Annotated in this window: 18 protein-coding genes; 15 read left to right on the plus strand and 3 right to left on the minus strand. The window is 67.1% G+C overall.

Annotation, left to right across the window (positions count from 1 at the left end; all coding sequences use genetic code 11):
- Nucleotides 1–11 precede the first annotated feature (11 nt).
- Entirely contained in the window at nt 12–1,280 is a 1,269-nt protein-coding gene (gene tgt / locus AC4AMJ_RS23290; protein WP_489914997.1) for a tRNA guanosine(34) transglycosylase Tgt, read from the minus strand.
- A 54-nt stretch (nt 1,281–1,334) separates the two neighbouring features.
- Here tgt and AC4AMJ_RS23295 point away from each other — a divergent pair, with 54 nt between their 5' ends.
- Nucleotides 1,335–1,775, plus strand: a complete 441-nt coding sequence (locus tag AC4AMJ_RS23295) for a hypothetical protein (RefSeq protein WP_489898783.1) — start codon at nt 1,335–1,337, stop codon at nt 1,773–1,775.
- A 45-nt stretch (nt 1,776–1,820) separates the two neighbouring features.
- The gene (locus AC4AMJ_RS23300) at nt 1,821–2,594 is read left to right on the plus strand and encodes a MerR family transcriptional regulator (protein ID WP_489914999.1); all 774 of its coding nucleotides are present in this window, start codon (nt 1,821–1,823) and stop codon (nt 2,592–2,594) included.
- Nucleotides 2,595–2,618: 24 nt separating this feature from the next.
- Here the strand turns inward: AC4AMJ_RS23300 and AC4AMJ_RS23305 are convergent, their stop codons facing one another.
- Nucleotides 2,619–3,863 (minus strand): glycosyltransferase, encoded by a 1,245-nt coding sequence (locus tag AC4AMJ_RS23305; RefSeq protein WP_489915001.1) that lies wholly within the window; start codon nt 3,861–3,863, stop codon nt 2,619–2,621.
- Between the two features lie 55 nt (nt 3,864–3,918).
- On the opposite strand from AC4AMJ_RS23305, the gene AC4AMJ_RS23310 reads away from it, so the two are divergent.
- On the plus strand, nt 3,919–4,506 hold the full coding sequence (locus AC4AMJ_RS23310; protein WP_489915003.1) for a TetR/AcrR family transcriptional regulator: 588 nt from the start codon (nt 3,919–3,921) through the stop codon (nt 4,504–4,506).
- A gap of 14 nt (nt 4,507–4,520) precedes the next feature.
- Here the strand turns inward: AC4AMJ_RS23310 and AC4AMJ_RS23315 are convergent, their stop codons facing one another.
- Complete coding sequence (locus AC4AMJ_RS23315; protein WP_489898781.1) at nt 4,521–5,840, minus strand: UDP-N-acetylmuramoyl-tripeptide--D-alanyl-D-alanine ligase; 1,320 nt, start codon at nt 5,838–5,840, stop codon at nt 4,521–4,523.
- An 86-nt stretch (nt 5,841–5,926) separates the two neighbouring features.
- Between AC4AMJ_RS23315 and AC4AMJ_RS23320 the strand changes: the two genes are divergently transcribed.
- The 12 genes from AC4AMJ_RS23320 (at nt 5,927) to nuoK (ending at nt 18,743) form a co-directional block, all read left to right on the plus strand.
- On the plus strand, nt 5,927–7,006 hold the full coding sequence (locus AC4AMJ_RS23320; RefSeq protein ID WP_489898780.1) for a D-alanine--D-alanine ligase family protein: 1,080 nt from the start codon (nt 5,927–5,929) through the stop codon (nt 7,004–7,006).
- Nucleotides 7,007–7,441: 435 nt separating this feature from the next.
- On the plus strand, nt 7,442–7,855 hold the full coding sequence (locus tag AC4AMJ_RS23325; RefSeq protein WP_489900712.1) for a hypothetical protein: 414 nt from the start codon (nt 7,442–7,444) through the stop codon (nt 7,853–7,855).
- Between the two features lie 112 nt (nt 7,856–7,967).
- On the plus strand, nt 7,968–8,378 hold the full coding sequence (locus AC4AMJ_RS23330; protein ID WP_489898779.1) for an NADH-quinone oxidoreductase subunit A: 411 nt from the start codon (nt 7,968–7,970) through the stop codon (nt 8,376–8,378).
- A 72-nt stretch (nt 8,379–8,450) separates the two neighbouring features.
- The gene (locus AC4AMJ_RS23335; protein WP_489898778.1) at nt 8,451–9,005 is read left to right on the plus strand and encodes a NuoB/complex I 20 kDa subunit family protein; all 555 of its coding nucleotides are present in this window, start codon (nt 8,451–8,453) and stop codon (nt 9,003–9,005) included.
- A 32-nt stretch (nt 9,006–9,037) separates the two neighbouring features.
- Complete coding sequence (locus AC4AMJ_RS23340; RefSeq protein ID WP_489900710.1) at nt 9,038–9,724, plus strand: NADH-quinone oxidoreductase subunit C; 687 nt, start codon at nt 9,038–9,040, stop codon at nt 9,722–9,724.
- Nucleotides 9,724–11,064, plus strand: coding sequence for an NADH dehydrogenase (quinone) subunit D (gene nuoD, locus AC4AMJ_RS23345; RefSeq protein WP_489898777.1), 1,341 nt, complete (start codon nt 9,724–9,726; stop codon nt 11,062–11,064). The genes AC4AMJ_RS23340 and nuoD overlap by 1 nt, the downstream gene beginning before the upstream one ends.
- Nucleotides 11,061–13,367: an NADH-quinone oxidoreductase subunit NuoF gene (gene nuoF / locus AC4AMJ_RS23350; protein ID WP_489915005.1), complete on the plus strand. Its 2,307-nt coding sequence runs from the start codon at nt 11,061–11,063 to the stop codon at nt 13,365–13,367. Before nuoD ends, nuoF begins: the two co-directional genes overlap by 4 nt.
- Complete coding sequence (locus AC4AMJ_RS23355) at nt 13,364–15,781, plus strand: NADH-quinone oxidoreductase subunit G (protein ID WP_489915007.1); 2,418 nt, start codon at nt 13,364–13,366, stop codon at nt 15,779–15,781. Before nuoF ends, AC4AMJ_RS23355 begins: the two co-directional genes overlap by 4 nt.
- Nucleotides 15,778–17,121, plus strand: a complete 1,344-nt coding sequence (nuoH, locus tag AC4AMJ_RS23360) for an NADH-quinone oxidoreductase subunit NuoH (RefSeq protein WP_489898774.1) — start codon at nt 15,778–15,780, stop codon at nt 17,119–17,121. The genes AC4AMJ_RS23355 and nuoH overlap by 4 nt, the downstream gene beginning before the upstream one ends.
- On the plus strand, nt 17,114–17,650 hold the full coding sequence (gene nuoI, locus AC4AMJ_RS23365; protein ID WP_489898773.1) for an NADH-quinone oxidoreductase subunit NuoI: 537 nt from the start codon (nt 17,114–17,116) through the stop codon (nt 17,648–17,650). The genes nuoH and nuoI overlap by 8 nt, the downstream gene beginning before the upstream one ends.
- Nucleotides 17,647–18,447: an NADH-quinone oxidoreductase subunit J gene (locus tag AC4AMJ_RS23370; protein ID WP_489898772.1), complete on the plus strand. Its 801-nt coding sequence runs from the start codon at nt 17,647–17,649 to the stop codon at nt 18,445–18,447. The genes nuoI and AC4AMJ_RS23370 overlap by 4 nt, the downstream gene beginning before the upstream one ends.
- Entirely contained in the window at nt 18,444–18,743 is a 300-nt protein-coding gene (nuoK, locus tag AC4AMJ_RS23375) for an NADH-quinone oxidoreductase subunit NuoK (RefSeq protein ID WP_489915009.1), read from the plus strand. The genes AC4AMJ_RS23370 and nuoK overlap by 4 nt, the downstream gene beginning before the upstream one ends.
- The last annotated feature ends 6 nt before the right edge of the window (nt 18,744–18,749 follow it).

An 18,749-nucleotide genomic window follows, 5' to 3' on the forward strand; every position in this document is an offset into this window, starting at 1 on the left:
GGAAGGCAAACTCAGCCCCGCGACCCCGCGTAATAGCGACCGAGGAACTCGTCGCGGTACTCGATGTAGTTGCCGTCCTCGATCGCCTGGCGGGCACGGTCGACCAGCGTGACGATGAACGAGACGTTGTGCAGTGTCGCCAGGGTGGCGGCCAGACCTTCCTTGGCCTTGAACAGGTGATGCAGATAGGCCCGGCTGTACTGCGACGTGTAGTTGTCGATCTCCGGGTCCAGGGACCCGAAGTCCCTGCGGTACTTGGCGTTCGTGATGTTGTACCGGCCGTCGAAGGAGTAGATGGCACCGTTGCGGGCGACGCGGGTCGGCGACACGCAGTCGAAGGTATCGGCCCCGTTCTCGATGGCGGTGAAGATGTCGTCGGGTTCGCTGATCCCGAGAAGATGCTTCGGCATGTCATGGGGCAGTTCGTCATTGACCCATCCGACGATGGCGCCCAGGTCGTCCTTGGTGAGCGCACCGCCGATGCCGAAACCGCCGAAGCCACGACCACCCGCGTCCTGATCGGCGCGACTCATCGCCACCAGGTCGCGCGACGCCTTGCGCCGCAGGTCCTCGTACTGGGCGCCCTGGATGACACCCCACAGCGACTGCGGGGGGCGATGGGTGCGCTCCCGCGACAACCGATTGTGTTCGGCGAGACAGCGGATGGCCCACAGCCTGGTGCGCTCCAGCGAGTTCTCCTGGTACGTCCGGGTGTTCATCAGCGTGGTCAGTTCGTCGAACGCGAAGATGATGTCGGCGCCGAGCTGATGCTGGATCTGCATCGACACCTCCGGCGTGAACCGGTGCGCGGAACCGTCCAGATGCGACTTGAAGGTGACACCGTCGTCGTCGACCGCGGACAGGCGCTCCTTGCCGTCGGCGGTGATCTCGTCGTTCTGCTCGCCGGTGACATCCATCGAGATGACCTTCTTGAAGCCGGCGCCCAGCGACATCACCTGGAAGCCGCCGCTGTCGGTGTAGGTCGGTCCGGGCCAGTTCATGAACCTGCCGAGACCGCCCGCCTCGTCGATGATCTCCGGTCCCGGCTGCAGGTAGAGGTGATAGGCGTTGGCGAGAACGGCCTGCGCACCGAGTTCGGCCACGGATTCGGGGAGCACGGTCTTCACGGTCGCCTTGGTCCCCACCGGCACGAACGCCGGGGTGTGGATGCGGCCGTGCGGGGTGTCGATGACGCCGGTGCGACCCCGGGTACCGGGCAGCGACGTCCCGACGGAAAACGAGTGATCGGGCGTCAGGGCGGTGTCGTCGGTAGAGCTCACCGCTGCATTTTTGCAGTTGGGAGAGGTCTAACCCAAACCCGGTACGGTGATCACATGTCGCGCAGCCACTATCGAATCCTGCTCGCCACCCTCACCGCTCTGCTCGGTCTCGCGCTGACGGCGTGCGGCACCGAACAGGAGTCGGCGTCGTCGTCGGACACGGCGGGGGCTTCCGCCGTAACGGTGTCCGAGAACCCGAACGCATCGGTCGTCGGCGGACCGAAGCCGGTGTCGCCGACGACTTCGGTCGCCGACGATCTCGGCACCAACACCCAGTGCGGCACCACGTCGGGACCCGACGGTGCGTTGCGGATCCTCGTCCTCTCCGGCGACCTGAGCTGCGACACCGCGAAGGAAGTGGCCACCGAGTACGGCCCCAAGATCGCGACCGGTCAGCCGCAGGAGGTGTCCGGCTGGCAGTGCGGACCGTCGACGACAACCGGAATCCTGGCCAGCTGCAGCAAGGACGGCCAAGAGTTCGGGTTGACGCCGTAGGCGCTGCTTGACCCTGACGCGACGTGAGGCCCGACAGTGTCTGATGTGAGCGATGAAGACCACGAGCACACGGTCGGGGCCGTCGCGCGTCTCGTCGGGATCAGTGTCCGGACGTTGCATCACTACGACCACATCGGCCTGGTGGTGCCGTCGGCGCGAACCCCGGCAGGTTATCGGGTGTATGCCGATGCCGACGTCGAGCGACTGCATCAGGTCCTGACCTACCGTGAGCTCGGCTTTCCGTTGGAGCAGATAGCGACCCTGCTCGACAATCCGAACGCGGACGCATGGTCCCGGCTGCGGGATCAGCGCGAGCTGCTGACCGAACGGATCGATCGCTTGCACCGGATGGTCGCGGCTGTGGAGGAGATGATGAACGCGAAGAAGAAGGGCGTCCAGCTCACCGCTGAGGAACAGGCCGAGGTCTTCGGTCAGGACTGGCGCGGCGAGGAGTATGCGGCCGAAGCCGAGGAACGATGGGGCGACTCCGAGGCCTGGCGCCAGAGCCAGGAGCGCACCGGGCGTTTCAGCAAGGACGACTGGAAGGCGGTCAAGGCGGAGACCGACAGGCTCGAGGCCCGGCTCGCCGACGCCCTGCGGGCGGGCGTGGTTCCGGGATCAGCGGAAGCCGACGCGCTGGCCGAGGAGCATCGGGCGTCGATCAACCGGTTCTACGACTGCGACCACGAGATGCAGGTGAACCTGGCGGAGATGTATCTGGCCGACCCGAGGTTCACCAAGCACTACGACGACGTCGCGCCCGGGCTGGCGCAGTTCGTGCACGACGTGATCGTGGCGAACGCGCAGCAACAGGATTGACTATCTGCCTGGCCCGGCGCCGGGTCAGATCCTGCACCGGGAGTGGGGCAACAGCCGCGCCGTCACGGCGTCGGCGAAATCGCCGGCGGGATCTGTCGCGCGCAGCTCGGCGGCCACGGATCGAGCGCGTTCGGTCTTCGAGACGGCCTCGGCGACAGCAGCGCGCAGTCGATCGGCGCTCAACCGCTTCGGTGTCAGGCTCACTCCAACGCCCGCCTGGGTGATCCGCCTGGCGATCTCCGGTTGGTCCCGGCCGAACGGCACCGCGACGATCGGCACCCCAGCGTGCACCGCCTTGCCGACGATGCCCATCCCACCGTGGGTCACGACGGCCGCCGATCGGGCCAGAACCGCGGCGTGTGGCACAAAGCGTCGCACCACGATATTGCCGCCGTCACTGACCCCCGCCTGGTCGTACGCGTCAGCCGCGGTGAGCAGGACCCGATACGCTTCACCGGCCAACGCCTCCGCGGCCACCCGCGCGAGGTGCTCGTCACCTTGATAGTCGGTCGAGCAGGTGACGAGAACCCACGGATCGCCGGGCCCGGCGAGAAACTCCGGCACTTCCGACGGCGGATCCCAGGGTTGGAATCCGACCATCGCAACGTGGTCGGGGGTGGCGCTCCGCGGATACTCCAGTGGGGCTCCGGTCAGGCACAGCACCAGGTCCGGTGCATCCCACTGCTGCAGCGTCGATCGGAACTCGGCGAGCTGCGCCTCTCGGCGGAGCGCATTGAGCCGCGGGAGAATCGCTTGACCGAAGGCTCGTTCGACGATAGGCCACAGCACGCGGTCACGAATGCGCCCCACCGGTCCACGAGCCGGCCGCAAGGCCATCCCGTACGGCGGGATTCCGGGTTCAGGCAATGGAAGCAGTGACGGCATCGCGATGGCCCACGGCAGCCCGCTCGCCTCGGCGCGGACCAGCGCGCCATGCGCATTTGCGTCCACGATCAGCGCGTCGGGGTGGTACGTGGCGATGGCATCGTCGAGATCCGCGGCATCGAGCGGAGCACGCTGCAACACGTCGTGGAATCCGTTGACGAGGCGTTCACGATCCGTCCTCGCCAGATAATCGGTCACCTCGAGTCCCAGAATTCGCGGATCAATCGACGAGGCATCCACACCGGCCGCCCGGACCGGTTCCACGGCTGACGGCACCGTTCGCAGATGGACGTGATGGCCTCGTCGGGCCAGCTCCAGCAAGCCCGGCAACAGCGGAAACGCATGTCCCGATGCCGGGGAGGTGTAGGCGAGGATGGTGCTCATGGCGGTCTCCGTTCGAGAGGTGGCGTATTTCAATAGAACATGACACTATTGATTTGTGTCAAGAGCCAATGAAAAACGAAACTACCGTCTTGGGGCCCGCGCCGTTGCTGCTCAGCGCACTCGCGAGGCGATTCTCGACGCCGCCGAAGCAGCGTTCGACGGTCGATGGTTTGACGACGTGACGCTCGCCGACGTCGCCGGCTTAGCCGGTGTCTCACAACAGACGATCGTCAATCACTTCGGTTCCAAGGAAGGGCTGTACCTGACGGGTATCGGCGAGCGGGTGGGACCGCGCATCACCGAGATACGCAACCGGGCACAGCCCGGCGATCCTCGGTCAGTGGTCGAAACCGTTGTCGCGGACTATGAGTTGACCGGTACCGGGGTACTTCGCGTCCTGGCCACCGCCGAGCGGTATCCGACGATGCGCACGGTGGCCACCTCCGGCCGAGACGCGCATCTCGCGTGGGTACGTCGATGCTTTCCTGATGTGGAGCCGGCCGCGCCGGGGCCCCTGGACGAACTGAGCGTCCTGCTGGACGTTCGGACCTGGCACCAATTCCGGCACGAACACGGATTCGACCAACCCCAGACGGTCGAATCGATCCTGAAGCTCGTCGAGCATGTCGTCGGTCGCGGCTGAACCCGCGCGGCGCGTCAGCTCTGCAACGCCTCGGCCACCCGCTCGAGCGCGGCCACCCGGCTGCCCTTGACCAGCACCGCATCGCCCTCGCCCAGCTCACCGAGCTCGGTGACCGCGCCCTGGACGTCGGCGACGTGCCGGGCCGTGTTGCCGTAGTGCGACTCATCGACCGCGATGAGTTCGATGTGCAGGTCGTAGGCCAGTTTCGCGATCGCCGCGTGCTGGGCGGCGGAGTCCGAACCGAGTTCGGCCATCGTGCCGAGGACGGCGAAGCGTCGGCGGGCGTCCAGCGCGGCGAGCGAACGCAATGCCGCCGCCATCGACGTCGGGTTGGCGTTGTAGGCGTCGTTGAGAATCGTCACCCCGGCGGAGGTGGTCACCAGTTCCATCCGCAGTCCCGACAGTGCGGCACCGAGCAGGCCGTCGGACATCTTCTCCACCGGCACGCCGAACCAGCCGGCCGCGCATACGGCGGCCAGCGCGTTGGGGACCTGGTGTTCGCCCCGGGCACCGAGCCGGATGCCGGCCTCACCCCAGGGGGTGTGCAGACGGAACGATGCGCGCAGCTGATCGTCCAGGACGATGTCGGTGGCATACACGTCCGCCGACGGTGTCAGCCCGAAGGTGATGACGCCGGCGTCGGTGCGTGTGGCCATCGCCGCGACCCGCTCGTCGTCGGCGTTGAGGACGGCCAGGCCGTCCACCGGCAGCGACTCCACCAGTTCGCCCTTCGCCCGGGCCACAGCGTCGATGTCGCCGAACAGCTCGAGATGCACTCCCTCGACGCGCGTGACGATCCCGACGGTCGGTCGGGCGATCCCGCACAGCAGGTCGATGTGGCCGATCCCCCGGGCACCCATCTCCACCACGACGGCCTCGGTGTCGGCGGCGGCGTTGACCAAGGTCAGCGGCAGCCCGAGCTCGTTGTTGAAGGATTTCTCGCTCGCCGTCGTCGGGTAGGTGGTCCCGAGTACGCCGGCGAGTAGATCTTTGGTGGAGGTCTTGCCGACCGATCCGGTCACGCCGACGATCCGGCCCGGTAGCCGGTCGCGGGCCAGACCACCGAGGTCGGCCAGTGCGGCCGCGGTATCGGTGACGGTGATCGCCGGCAGCGACACGTCGGGGACGCTGCCCTCCGAACTCAGGTAGGCGGCTGCACCGGCCGCCGCCGCGGATGCCACGAACTCATGGCCGTCCCGGGCCGCGACGATCGGCACGAACAGTTGCCCGGATCGCACGCTTCGGGAGTCGATGCCGGCGCCGTCGATGTCCACGTCGTCGCCGACCAGCCGTCCGTTGACGGCGGCCGCGATCTGGCTCGCCTTGAAATGCACACGACAACGCTACAAGGCCGAGTCGGCACAGCACGTACGGCCAGCACGTACGGCCGGGGCAACCCGGTGGCCGTATCGTGTCTGCCATGGCTCCACACCTGCTGCGTCTGGTCGTCCTCTACGGCGGTGTCTCCGCCGAACACGACGTCTCGTGCGTCACCGCGGCACACGTGCTGGCCGCAGCCGACCGCAGCAAGTACGACCTGGTGCCGATCGGCATCACCAAGTCCGGGACGTGGCTGCGCAACGACAAGGCGCTCGCCGCCCTCGCCGAGGGCAGCGACCTGCCCGACAAGCTGGAACCAGCCGGCACGGAGATCGAGCCACTGGCGGCACTGCGCGGCGATGCCGGCGAACAGGCGATCACCGTGGTGCTGCCGTTGCTGCACGGTCCGCACGGCGAGGACGGCACCATCCAGGGGATGCTCGAGCTGTTCAAGGTGCCGTACGTGGGCGCCGGAGTGCTGTCGTCGGCGCTCTGCATGGACAAGGCGATGGCGAAGATCGTCGCCGAGCAGGCGGGTATCCCGCAGTGCCGGTGGATGGAGTTCCGCGACGGGATCGACGACCCGAATACGATCGTCACCCGCGCTGTCGATGCGCTGGGCCTGCCGGTGTTCGTCAAGCCCGCGAACCTGGGTTCGTCGGTCGGCATCACCAAGGCGCACGACGCCGCCGAGCTCGACAAGGCCATCGACCTCGCGCTGCGGTACGACGATGTCGTGATCATCGAAGAGGCGGTCACCGCGCGGGAGGTGGAGGTCGCGGTGCTGGGCAACTCCGCGCCCGAGGCGTCGGTGCCCGGCGAGATCCTGCCCGGCAGCGAGTTCTACGACTACGAGGACAAGTACGTCACCGGCGCGGCGAAACTGGTCATCCCGGCCGACCTCCCCGACGACGCCACGCGCGAGGTGCGCGAACTGGCCGCGAAGTCGTTCACCGCGCTGCGGTGCGCCGGGATGGCCCGCGTCGACTTCTTCTACGAAGCCGACGGTCGCGGGTGGTTGCTGAACGAGGTCAACACGATCCCCGGCTTCACACCGGGATCGATGTATCCGAAGCTGTGGGAGGCGAGCGGCGTGAGCTATGCCGATCTGATCGATCAGCTCGTCGCCCTCGCACTGGACAACCATCGACGGCGGGTCGGGTTCTCCACCGAGCACTGAGAGTCCCCCGCCGCTGGTCGGGTTCTCCACCGAGCACTGAGAGTCCCCCCGCCGCGGGTCGGGTTCTCCACCGAGCATTGAGAGTCCCCCGCCGCTGGTTGAGTAGCAGCGAACAGAGTGAGTCGCGTATCGAAACCACCCGACAGCGATCTCGATACGGTCCTCGCCTGGCGGCTCGGAGCCTACTCGATCAGCGGTTGATTGACGCCACCTCCCGCTGGTTGAGTAGCGCCGCGCGAGCCCGCGAGCCCGGCGCGTATCGAAACCCACGCACCCCGATCAAACGATGAGCGTTTCGGGTTCCGTCGACGAGATGTGGGGTTCCGTCGACGAAAAACTGGGTTCCGTCGGCGGGGTTTCGGTCTCGGTCGGCGACGGCGGGACGGTAATGTGCTCGACGTGACCGACCCCGCCCGGAGCAACGACATCCGCTCGCTGCAAAAACGGGACGGGGATCCCGTTGTGGTGTTGCGAGTGCTGGTCTATTCCGACCATTCGGACACCCGCGCGGCGGTCATCCGGGCACTCGGTCGACACCCGGATCCGGGGCTGCCCGAACTCAGCTTCGTCGAGGTGGCGACCGCTCCGATGGTCTTCGCGCAGCTCGACGCCGGTGCGATCGACGTGGCGATCCTCGACGGTGAGGCGGCCCCGGCCGGGGGCATGGGCCTGGCCAAGCAGATGAAGGACGAGATCGACCCCTGCCCGCCGACGCTGGTGCTGCTCGGGCGCGCCGACGACCGGTGGCTGGCCGACTGGTCGCGTGCCGACGCCACCGCGACGCTTCCGGTCGACCCGATCGCCTTGTCGAGCACATTCATCGAACTGCTGCGCACCCCCGACTCGTAGAGAAACGCGTCCGCAATCCCTGACACAGGCGGCTGGATCGCTTGTACGCTGTGTGTAACAGCTCACTGTGTTGTAACTCACACAGGACCGACCCTGGGGAGGCCGTCAGTCTATGAACGCCTACGTCCCGATCATGGTGCTCGGGGCAATTGCTGTGGCGTTCGCAGGCTTTTCGGTCGGCATCGCGCTGCTCGTCGGGCCGAAACGGTACAACCGCGCCAAACTCGAACCCTATGAATGCGGCATCGAGCCGCTGACCGAATCGCACACCCTCGCCTCGACCGGCGGCGCGATCACCGCGACATCACGCACGGAACAGGTGATCCAACGGATACCGGTGAAGTACTACCTCACCGCCATGCTCTTCATCATCTTCGACATCGAGATCGTGTTCCTCTACCCGTGGGCCGTCGCGTTCGACGCTCTCGGCTGGTTCGGTCTCGCTGCGATGACCCTGTTCATCGTCAATGTCTCGGTGGCCTACGCCTACGAATGGCGTCGCGGAGGGCTCAGCTGGGAATGACCACGGCTCGGTGTGTGCCCCCGCTGTGGGCACGCATCGCGACCGCCGCTACACGCTAGGAGGTTCGCGGAAATGGGACTCGAGGAGAAACTGCCGAGCGGATTCCTGCTGAGCACTGTCGAGGACCTGGCCGGGTTCATGCGGAAGGGGTCGCTCTGGCCGGCCACCTTCGGGCTCGCGTGCTGCGCCATCGAGATGATGGCGACGACGTCGGGTCGCTACGACCTCGCACGATTCGGCATGGAGGCCTTCCGCGCCTCGCCGCGGCAGGCCGATCTGATGATCGTGGCGGGCCGCGTCAGCCAGAAGATGGCACCGGTGCTGCGCCAGATCTATGACCAGATGGTCGAGCCCAAATGGGTGCTGGCCATGGGTGTTTGCGCATCGTCGGGCGGCATGTTCAACAACTACGCGATCGTGCAGGGAGTCGACCACGTGGTGCCGGTCGACATCTATCTCCCGGGCTGCCCGCCACGTCCGGAGATGCTGCTGAACGCGATCCTCAAACTGCATGAACAGATCGCCCAGATGCCGCTCGGTGTCAATCGGGAGCAGGCCATCTGGGCGGCCGAACAGGCTGCGCTGCAGGCGAAGCCGACCATCGAGATGAAGGGGCTGCTGCGGTGACGGAACCGAGGGCCCCGAAGACCGCAGGCGAGATGAGTCGCGAGGAACAGACCGGCACCGAACAGATCGGCGTACGCAAGGGCCTGTTCGGCGTCCACGGCAGCGGCGACACCTCCGGCTACGGCGGTCTCGTCCAGGCGGTCACCCTGCCGGGCAGTTCCAGCCGCCCCTACGGTGGCTATTTCGACGAGGTGGCCGACCAACTCGCGGCGGGCCTGGCCGAACTCCCGAACACCGACTACGACGCGGCCGTCGAGAAGGTGGTGATCTTCCGGGACGAGATGACGGTGCACGTGCGCCGTGAGCACCTGCGGGCCGTCGCGCTGACCCTGCGCAACCGCGACACCCTTCGATTCGAATTGTGCCTGGGCGTCAACGGAGTCCACTATCCCGACGATCGAGACCGCGAACTGCATGCGGTCTACCCGCTGATGTCGATCACACACAACCGCCGACTGCGGCTCGAGGTGGCCGTCGCCGACGCCGACCCGCACATCCCGAGTCTCACCGACATCTACCCGACCAACGACTGGCACGAGCGCGAGACCTACGACTTCTTCGGCATCGTGTTCGACGGCCACCGATCCCTGACCCGCATCGAGATGCCCGACGACTGGCAGGGCCACCCGCAGCGCAAGGATTACCCCCTCGGCGGAGTCCCCGTCGAGTACAAGGGGACTCGCATCGCACCACCCGATCAGCGGAGGTCGTACAACTGATGACCACCACCGACGCCGGCAACGGCAGCACCGTTCACCCCACCCAGACGTACACGGTGTCCGGGCAGGACTGGGACGAGATCGTCACCGCGGTCCGCGAACGCGCCGCGGCGCAACCCGGCGACGAACGCATCGTGGTCAACATGGGCCCGCAGCACCCGTCCACGCACGGGGTGCTGCGCCTGATCCTCGAGATCGAGGGCGAGACGGTCACCGAGGCACGCTGCGGGATCGGCTACCTGCACACCGGGATCGAGAAGAACCTCGAATACCGCAACTGGACGCAGGGCGTCACCTTCGTCACCCGGATGGACTATCTGTCACCGTTCTTCAACGAGACCGCCTACTGCCTCGGTGTCGAACGGCTGCTGGGCATCACCGACGACGTCCCCGAGCGGGCCACCGTCATCCGCGTGCTGCTGATGGAGCTCAACCGCATCTCGTCACATCTCGTGGCCCTGGCCACCGGCGGCATGGAACTCGGCGCGGTCACCGCCATGTTCCTCGGCTTCCGGGAACGGGAGATGATCCTCGATGTCTTCGAGCTCATCACCGGGCTGCGGATGAATCACGCCTACATCCGGCCCGGCGGCGTCGCCCAGGATCTACCAGCCGACGCCCCGGACAAGGTGGCCGAACTGCTCGACATCCTGCCGGGGCGGCTCGGTGAGCTCGAGGATCTGCTCAACGAGAACTACATCTGGAAGGCCCGCACCCAGAATGTCGGCTACCTCGACCTCACCGGCTGCATGGCGTTGGGCATCACCGGGCCCGTGCTGCGATCGACCGGCTTGCCACATGATCTACGCAAGTCCCAACCCTATTGCGGCTATGAGAATTACGAGTTCGACGTCATCACCGACACCACCTGCGACTCGTACGGTCGCTACCTGATCCGGGTGAAGGAGATGCAGGAGTCGGTCAAGATCGCGCGCCAATGCCTCGACCGGCTGCGACCGGGGCCGGTGATGGTGGCCGACCGCAAGCTGGCATGGCCCGCCGACCTGGCACTCGGACCGGACGGCCTGGGCAACTCGCCGGAGCACATCGCGAAGATCATGGGCACCTCCATGGAGGCCCTCATCCACCATTTCAAGCTGGTGACCGAGGGGATGCGCGTGCCGGCCGGGCAATGCTACGTGGCGGTGGAATCCCCCCGCGGCGAGCTCGGTGTCCACATGGTCAGCGACGGCGGCACCCGCCCGTATCGGGTGCACTACCGGGATCCATCGTTCACCAATCTGCAAGCAGTGGCGGCGATGTGCGAAGGCGGCATGGTCGCCGACGTGATCACCGCCGTCGCCAGTATCGACCCGGTGATGGGAGGGGTTGACCGATGAGCGATCCAGTGTTCGTGGATCTCACCGCACCACCCGCCGAAGGTGTGCCGGTGGTTGCGCCGCAACCTCACCCGACCATTCGCTTCGACGGGCCTGCCGGCTACCCGGACGATGTCACCGCACGCCTCGCCACCGAGGCGGCCGGCATCATCGGCCGCTACCCGCGGGCACGCTCGGCGCTGCTCCCGCTGCTGCACCTGGTGCAGTCCGAAGATGGCCAGATCACCCGGGCAGGCGTCGCTTTCTGTGCCGCCCAACTGGATCTGACCACCGCCGAGGTGGCCGCGGTGGCCACCTTCTATTCGATGTACCGCCGGTCCCCGACCGGTGAATACCTCGTCGGGGTCTGCACCAACACCTTGTGCGCGGTGATGGGCGGCGACGAGATCCTCGCGACATTGCGTGAGCACCTCGGTATCTCGCCGGGTGAGACGACCCACGACGGCCGCATCACCCTGGAGCACGTCGAGTGCAACGCGGCCTGCGACTTCGCACCGGTGGTGATGGTCAACTGGGAGTTCTTCGACAACCAGACACCCGACAGCAGTGTCGAACTCGTCGAGGACCTCCGGGCCGGAGTCGCACTGACCCCGGCCCGCGGCACCGGGACGGTGTGCTCGTTCCGCAAGACCGCGCGTGAGTTGGCGGGGTTGGGGGGCACCCAACCACCGCCCCCTGAGGAAACCCAGAACGCCAACGCAACACCACCACCGCCCCCTGAGGAGGCAAGGAGCGCTAGCGCAACACCACCCCCGATCCCTGAGGAGGCCCGGAGCGCTAGCGGAGGGCCGTCACGAAGGGCCGCCCTTCGTGACGCTCGCAAGCTCGCTCCTCAGGGACCGGGTGGTGACGAGCTCGCTCCTCAGGGACCAGGTGGGGACGAGCTCGCTCCTCAGGGACCGGGTGGGGACAAGCTCGCTCCTCAGGGACCAGGTGAAGACGAAGCCATTCCTCAGGGACCGGGCGAAAACGACATTCCCGTACTCAGTCGCTTCTGGTCCGAACCCGAATCGTGGACGCTGCAGAACTATCAGTCGCACAGCGGCTATGAGGCGCTGCGCACCGCGTTGGACACCCCGCAGGACGACATCATCGCGATGATCAAGGAGTCCGGGCTGCGCGGTCGTGGCGGCGCCGGGTTCCCGGTGGGGATGAAGTGGTCGTTCATCCCACAGCAAGATCCCGACAAACCATTCGACCCCGACGCGCCGCCGCACTACCTGGTGGTCAACGCCGACGAGTCCGAACCCGGCACCTGCAAGGACATACCGCTGATGCTGGCCTCCCCGCACTCGCTGATCGAGGGCGCGATCATCGCCGCCTATGCGATCCGTGCGAAGCACGCGTTCATCTACGTGCGCGGTGAGGTCGCCTCGGTGCTACGTCGGATGCGCGGTGCCGTCGACGAGGCCTACGCCGCCGGCTATCTGGGACGCGACATCCTCGGCTCGGGCTTCGATCTCGACCTCGTCGTGCACGCCGGCGCCGGCGCCTACATCTGCGGCGAGGAGACCGCGCTGCTCGACTCGCTGGAGGGTCGCCGCGGGCAGCCCCGTCTGCGACCGCCGTTCCCTGCGGTCGCCGGCCTCTACGCCAGCCCGACCGTGGTCAACAATGTCGAATCCATCGCCAGTGTGCCCCCGATCATCCGCAACGGCGTCGAGTGGTTCCGCGGCATGGGAACCGAGAAGTCACCGGGATTCACACTGTATTCGCTGTCCGGGCACGTCGCCCGGCCCGGACAGTACGAGGCACCATTGGGGATCACACTGCGGGAGTTGCTCGACCGCGCCGGCGGCGTGCGCGCGGGCCACCGGCTGAAGTTCTGGACGCCGGGCGGGTCGTCGACGCCCATCCTCACTGACGAGCACCTCGACGTACCGCTCGACTACGAGGGAGTGGGCGAGGCCGGGTCGATGTTGGGCACCAAGGCCCTACAGATCTTCGACGAGACGACATGCGTGGTGCGTGCGGTCCTACGGTGGACCGAGTTCTACGCCCACGAGTCCTGTGGGAAGTGCACGCCCTGTCGCGAGGGCACCTACTGGCTGGTGCAGCTGCTCAAGCGGCTCGAGGCCGGCGACGGCGAGGCGGCGGATCTGGACACCCTGTCCGACATCACCAACACCATCGTCGGCAAGTCGTTCTGCGCGCTCGGTGACGGCGCCGGCAGCCCGATCGTGTCGTCCCTCAAGTACTTCCGCGACGAGTATCTGGCACACTTCGACGGCGGATGTCCCTTCGACCCGCATGACGCCACCACCTACCCCACCGACTCGTCGAATACCGGGGCGCTCCGATGACCGCGGTCGACGACTCCCGGGCCACCGGGAGCAAGCCCGACCTCGTGTCAGTGACCATCGACGGCACCGAGATCTCGGTACCCAAGGGAACATTGGTTATCCGCGCCGCCGAACTGATCGGCACGCAGATCCCACGATTCTGCGACCATCCCCTGCTCGATCCGGTCGGTGCCTGCCGGCAATGCCTCGTCGAGGTGGAGGGTCAACGCAAACCCCTGGCGTCGTGCACCACGGTGGTCACCGACGGGATGGTGGTGCACACCCAACGCAGTTCGGAGGTCGCCGAGAAGGCGCAGCGCGGCGTGATGGAGCTGCTCCTCATCAACCATCCGCTCGACTGCCCGGTCTGCGACAAGGGCGGCGAGTGCCCGCTGCAGAACCAGGCGATGTCCTCGGGCCGCGGCGATTCGCGCTTCACCGGGACCAAGCGCACCTTCACCAAGCCGGTGCCGCTGTCCTCGGAGGTACTCCTCGACCGCGAGCGCTGTGTGCTGTGTGCCCGCTGCACCCGCTTCGCCGATCAGGTCGCCGGCGACCCGCTGATCGACTTCGCCGACCGTGGTGCGCTGCAGCAGGTTTCGATCTATCAGGATGATCCGTTCGAATCGTACTTCTCCGGCAACACCGTGCAGATCTGCCCGGTCGGCGCGCTGACCAGCACGGCCTACCGGTTCCGGGCACGCCCGTTCGACCTGGTGTCCTCGCCCAGCGTGTGTGAGCACTGCGCCAGCGGGTGCGCCCAGCGCACCGATCACCGGCGCGGCAAGGTGTTACGTCGACTCGCCGGCGACGACCCCGAGGTCAACCAGGAATGGAACTGCGACAAGGGCCGGTGGGCGTTCGCCTACGCCACCGCCGACGACCGGCTCACCACACCGATGGTCCGGTGGCCGGACGGCTCCCTGCGCGAGGTCTCCTGGGGACATGCGCTGCGCCACGCCGCCGAGGGACTCGCCGCCGCACCCGGTCGGTCCGCGGTACTGACCGGTGGCCGCCTCACCGCCGAGGACGCCTACGCCTACTCGCGTTTCGCCCGAACCGTGCTGGACACCAACGACATCGACTTCCGCGCCCGCGCACACAGCGCCGAGGAGACCGACTTCCTCGCCGCCCATGTCGCCTCCCGACCCGACGATGTCACCTACTCCGAACTCGTCGCCGCACCGTCGGTGCTGCTCGTCGCGTTCGAACCCGAAGAGGAATCCCCCATCGTGTTCCTCCGGATGCGCCGTGCGGTGCGCACCGCGGGCCAACGGGTCTCGGCCATCGCGGCACTGCGCAGTCCCGGCGTGACCAAGCTGAACGGAACCCTGCTCCCGACGATGCCGGGTGACGAAGCAGCCGTGCTCGATTCGGACTCGGCCGCCGACGCCGTCGCGGCGCAGGGATCGGTCATCGTGGTCGGTGAGCGGCTCGCCGGCGTCCCCGGTGGCCTGACCGCGGCCGTCCGACTAGCCGAACGTACCGGTGCCCGCCTGGCATGGATTCCGCGGCGCGCCGGGGAACGCGGAGCGCTCGAGGTGGGGGCCGCACCCAACCTGTTGCCGGGTGGCCGCCCCGTCGCGGACCTCACCGCGCGCGCCGAGATAGCGATAGCCTGGCAGATCGCCGATCTGCCGAGCGTGCCCGGCCGCGACACCACGCAGATCCTGGAGGCGGCACTGCGACAGGAGATCACCGCACTGGTGATCGGCGGCGTCGAGCTCGACGATCTGCCCGACCCCGCGCTCGCGGCTGCGGCGCTGGCCGCGAGTGGATTCGTCGTGAGCCTGGAGATGCGGCGCAGCGCGGTCACCGAACACGCCGATGTGGTGCTGCCGGTGGCCGCGGCGGCCGAGAAGCCCGGCATGTTCGTCGACTGGGAAGGGCGGGCACGGCCGTTCGAGACGGCATTGCCGGAAGCCGGCGCGCTGTCCGACCATCGGGTGCTCTCAGCGCTGGCCCGTCAGATGGGCGTGGAGTTGCGCTGTGACAATCCGTCGATGATTCGTGCCGACCTCGAGAACATCGGCGCCTTCGCCGGCACCCGACCAGCGATGGCCCCGGTCGATGCCGCACCGAACCATCACGGCGCCAACGAGTCCCGACGAGCCGTTCTGGCGAGTTGGCGGATGCTCCTCGACGCCGGCCGATTGCAGGATGGTGAACCGCATCTGGCGGGCACCGCGCGCACGCCGGTCGCGCGGATGTCCGCGACCACCGCCGCCGGTATCGGCGGCACTGCCGGCGGGCAAGTCGAAGTGGGTACCGACCGCGGGGCCATCACGCTGCCGTTGGAGATCGTCGAGATGGTCGACGGCGTGGTGTGGGTGCCGATGAATTCTCCGGGCGCGGGCGTGTACACCCACCTGGGCGCGCGGGCAGGTGACGTGGTCGCGATCGCGGCGGTCCCGACCGATGGGGAGGTCCGATGAATTTCCCGACCCTCGCCGACTTCGGCAACGACCCCTGGTGGCTCATCCTCATCAAGGCGGTCGCCGTCTTCGGCTTCCTGGTGGCCAATCCCCTCGCGGCGATCCTGATCGAGCGAAAGGTGATGGCGCGGATGCAGAGCCGCATCGGCCCCAACCGGGTCGGTCCGCGCGGTCTGCTGCAGAGTCTTGCCGACGGGGTGAAACTCGCCCTGAAGGAGGGCATCATCCCCTCCGGCGTCGACAAGTGGATCTATGTCGCGGCGCCGATGATCGCGGTGGTCCCGGCGGTCATGGCGTTCGCGGTGATCCCGTTCGGTCCGATGGTGTCGGTGTTCGGGCACCAGACCCCCTTGCAGCTCACCGACCTTCCGGTCGGCGTCCTCTACGTCCTCGCCATCACCTCGGTCGGCGTGTACGGCATCGTGCTGGCCGGCTGGTCGTCGGGATCGACTTATCCGCTGCTCGGCGGCCTGCGCTCGACCGCGCAGGTGATCTCCTACGAGATCGCGATGGGCCTCACCTTCGCGGCGGTCTTCCTGGATGCGAGCACGATGTCGACGTCGGGCATCGTCGCGGCGCAGGAACATCATTGGTATGTCTTGCTGTTGCTGCCGTCGTTCGTGATCTACGCGATCTCGATGGTCGGCGAGACCAACCGCGCACCCTTCGACCTCCCCGAGGCGGAGGGTGAGCTGGTGGGCGGCTTCCACACCGAGTACTCGTCGCTGAAGTTCGCGATGTTCATGCTCGCCGAATACATCAACATGGTGACCGTCTCGGCCCTGGCCACGACACTGTTCCTGGGCGGTTGGCAGGCGCCCTGGCCGCTGAGCATCTTCGACTGGGCCAACTCGGGCTGGTGGCCGATCCTGTGGTTCACCATCAAGGTCTGGATCTTCCTGTTCGTGTTCATCTGGCTGCGCACCAGCCTGCCGCGCCTGCGCTACGACCAGTTCATGAACCTCGGCTGGAAGGTCCTGATCCCGATCTCGCTCACCTGGGTGATGGTGGTCGCCGTGATCCGCGCCGCGATCGGCGGTTCCGACGACGCCGACCTGGCGCGGTCGTTGGTGTCGGCCGCGGCCGGACTGGTGGTCACCGCGCTCATCGGCTACGCCATCTGGCGGTTGATGCGGCTGCCGGATCAGGATTCGACGGCGGGCCGCCGGGTCTCGATACGCGGCTCCTCCGTCGCCGCTACTCGACCAGCCGATGACGAGCCTCCCGTCTTCGACCCGATGGCCGGCGGCTTCCCGGTGCCGCCGCTGCCGGGTCAGGTGCTGCCACCCACGACCTCCTCGATCCCGCCGCCCACGACCAAGGAGACGACCGATGCCTGACTTCTTCAAACCGATCAGCGGTCTCGGCGTGACCTTTTCATCCATGTTCTCGCCGACCATCACCGAGCAGTATCCGGAAGAGAAGACGCCGACGGCCCCGCGTTATCACGGGCGCCATCAGCTCAACCGGCATCCCGACGGGCTGGAGAAATGCATCGGCTGTGAGCTGTGCGCATGGGCGTGTCCCGCCGACGCCATTTATGTGGAGGGCGCCGACAACACCGAGGACGAACGGTATTCACCGGGCGAACGGTACGGGCGTGTCTATCAGATCAATTACCTGCGGTGCATCGGGTGCGGGCTCTGCATCGAGGCCTGCCCCACGCGGGCGCTGACCATGACCAACGACTACGAGATGGCCGACGACAACCGCGCCGACCTGATCTACGAGAAGGACCAACTCCTGGCGCCCCTGGACCCCGGGGTGACACCGGCACCGCACGACATGGCTCCGGGTTCGACCGAGGAGAACTACTACCGCGGTGAGGTGTCGAAGGACGGGCGACTCGTCGCGAAGGACGAGTCGTGACAACGATACTCGCCGAGGAACTGACCCGGACCTCGACGGGCGAGGCCGTGCAATTCTGGGTCCTCGGCATCGTCGCGGTCCTCGGCGCCCTCGGCGTGGTGTTCGCCACCAAAGCGGTGTACTCGGCCATCTTCCTGGCCACCACGATGATCATCCTCGCGGTGTTCTATGTCGCGCAGGGAGCGCTGTTCCTCGGTGTGGTGCAGGTGGTGGTCTACACCGGCGCGGTGATGATGCTGTTCCTGTTCGTGCTGATGCTGATCGGCGTCGACTCCTCGGACTCCCTGGTGGAAACCCTTCGCGGGCAACGTGTGGCCGCCGTGGTCCTGGGCATCGGTTTCGGGGTGCTGCTGATCGCGGCGATCGCGAACGCGTCGTTGGCGGTCTTCGCCGGCGCGCCCGTCGCCGGTGGCGCAGGAAGCAGTGCGGCGTCGGACGGCAACATCGAGGCCATCGCGGAACTCATCTTCGTGCAATACCTCTGGGCGTTCGAACTGACCGGCGCGCTGCTCATCGCGGCGACGCTCGGCGCGATGGTGCTGGCGCATCGAGAACGCTTCGGACCCCGACGCAGCCAGCGTGAGCTGTCCGAGGAGCGGTTCCTCCACGGCGTCGACATGACACCGATGCCCAGTCCCGGTGTGTACGCACGGCACAACGCCGTCGACGTGCCGGCGCTCCTGCCGGACGGGACTCCGTCGGAACTGTCGGTCAACCCAACCCTGCGGCCCCGTCCACCGTCCTCGCCACCAGCGGGCTCCGACAGCATCCGCCGAGAGCTCGGGGAGAAGCGATGAACCCGGATAATTACCTGTACCTCTCGGCACTGTTGTTCACCATCGGCGCGGCCGGGGTGCTGCTGCGCCGCAACGCGATCGTCGTCTTCATGTGCATCGAGTTGATGCTCAACGCCGCCAATCTCGCGTTCGTGACGTTTGCCCGTATGCACGGTTCGTTCGACGGTCAGGTGATCGCCTTCTTCACGATGGTGGTCGCCGCCGCCGAGGTGGTTGTCGGGCTGGCCATCATCATGACCATCTTCCGTGCCCGCCGATCGGCCTCGGTCGACGGCGCAGACCTGCTGAAGCGGTAGGAGGAA

The organism is Gordonia sp. LMA484, assembly GCF_058129505.1.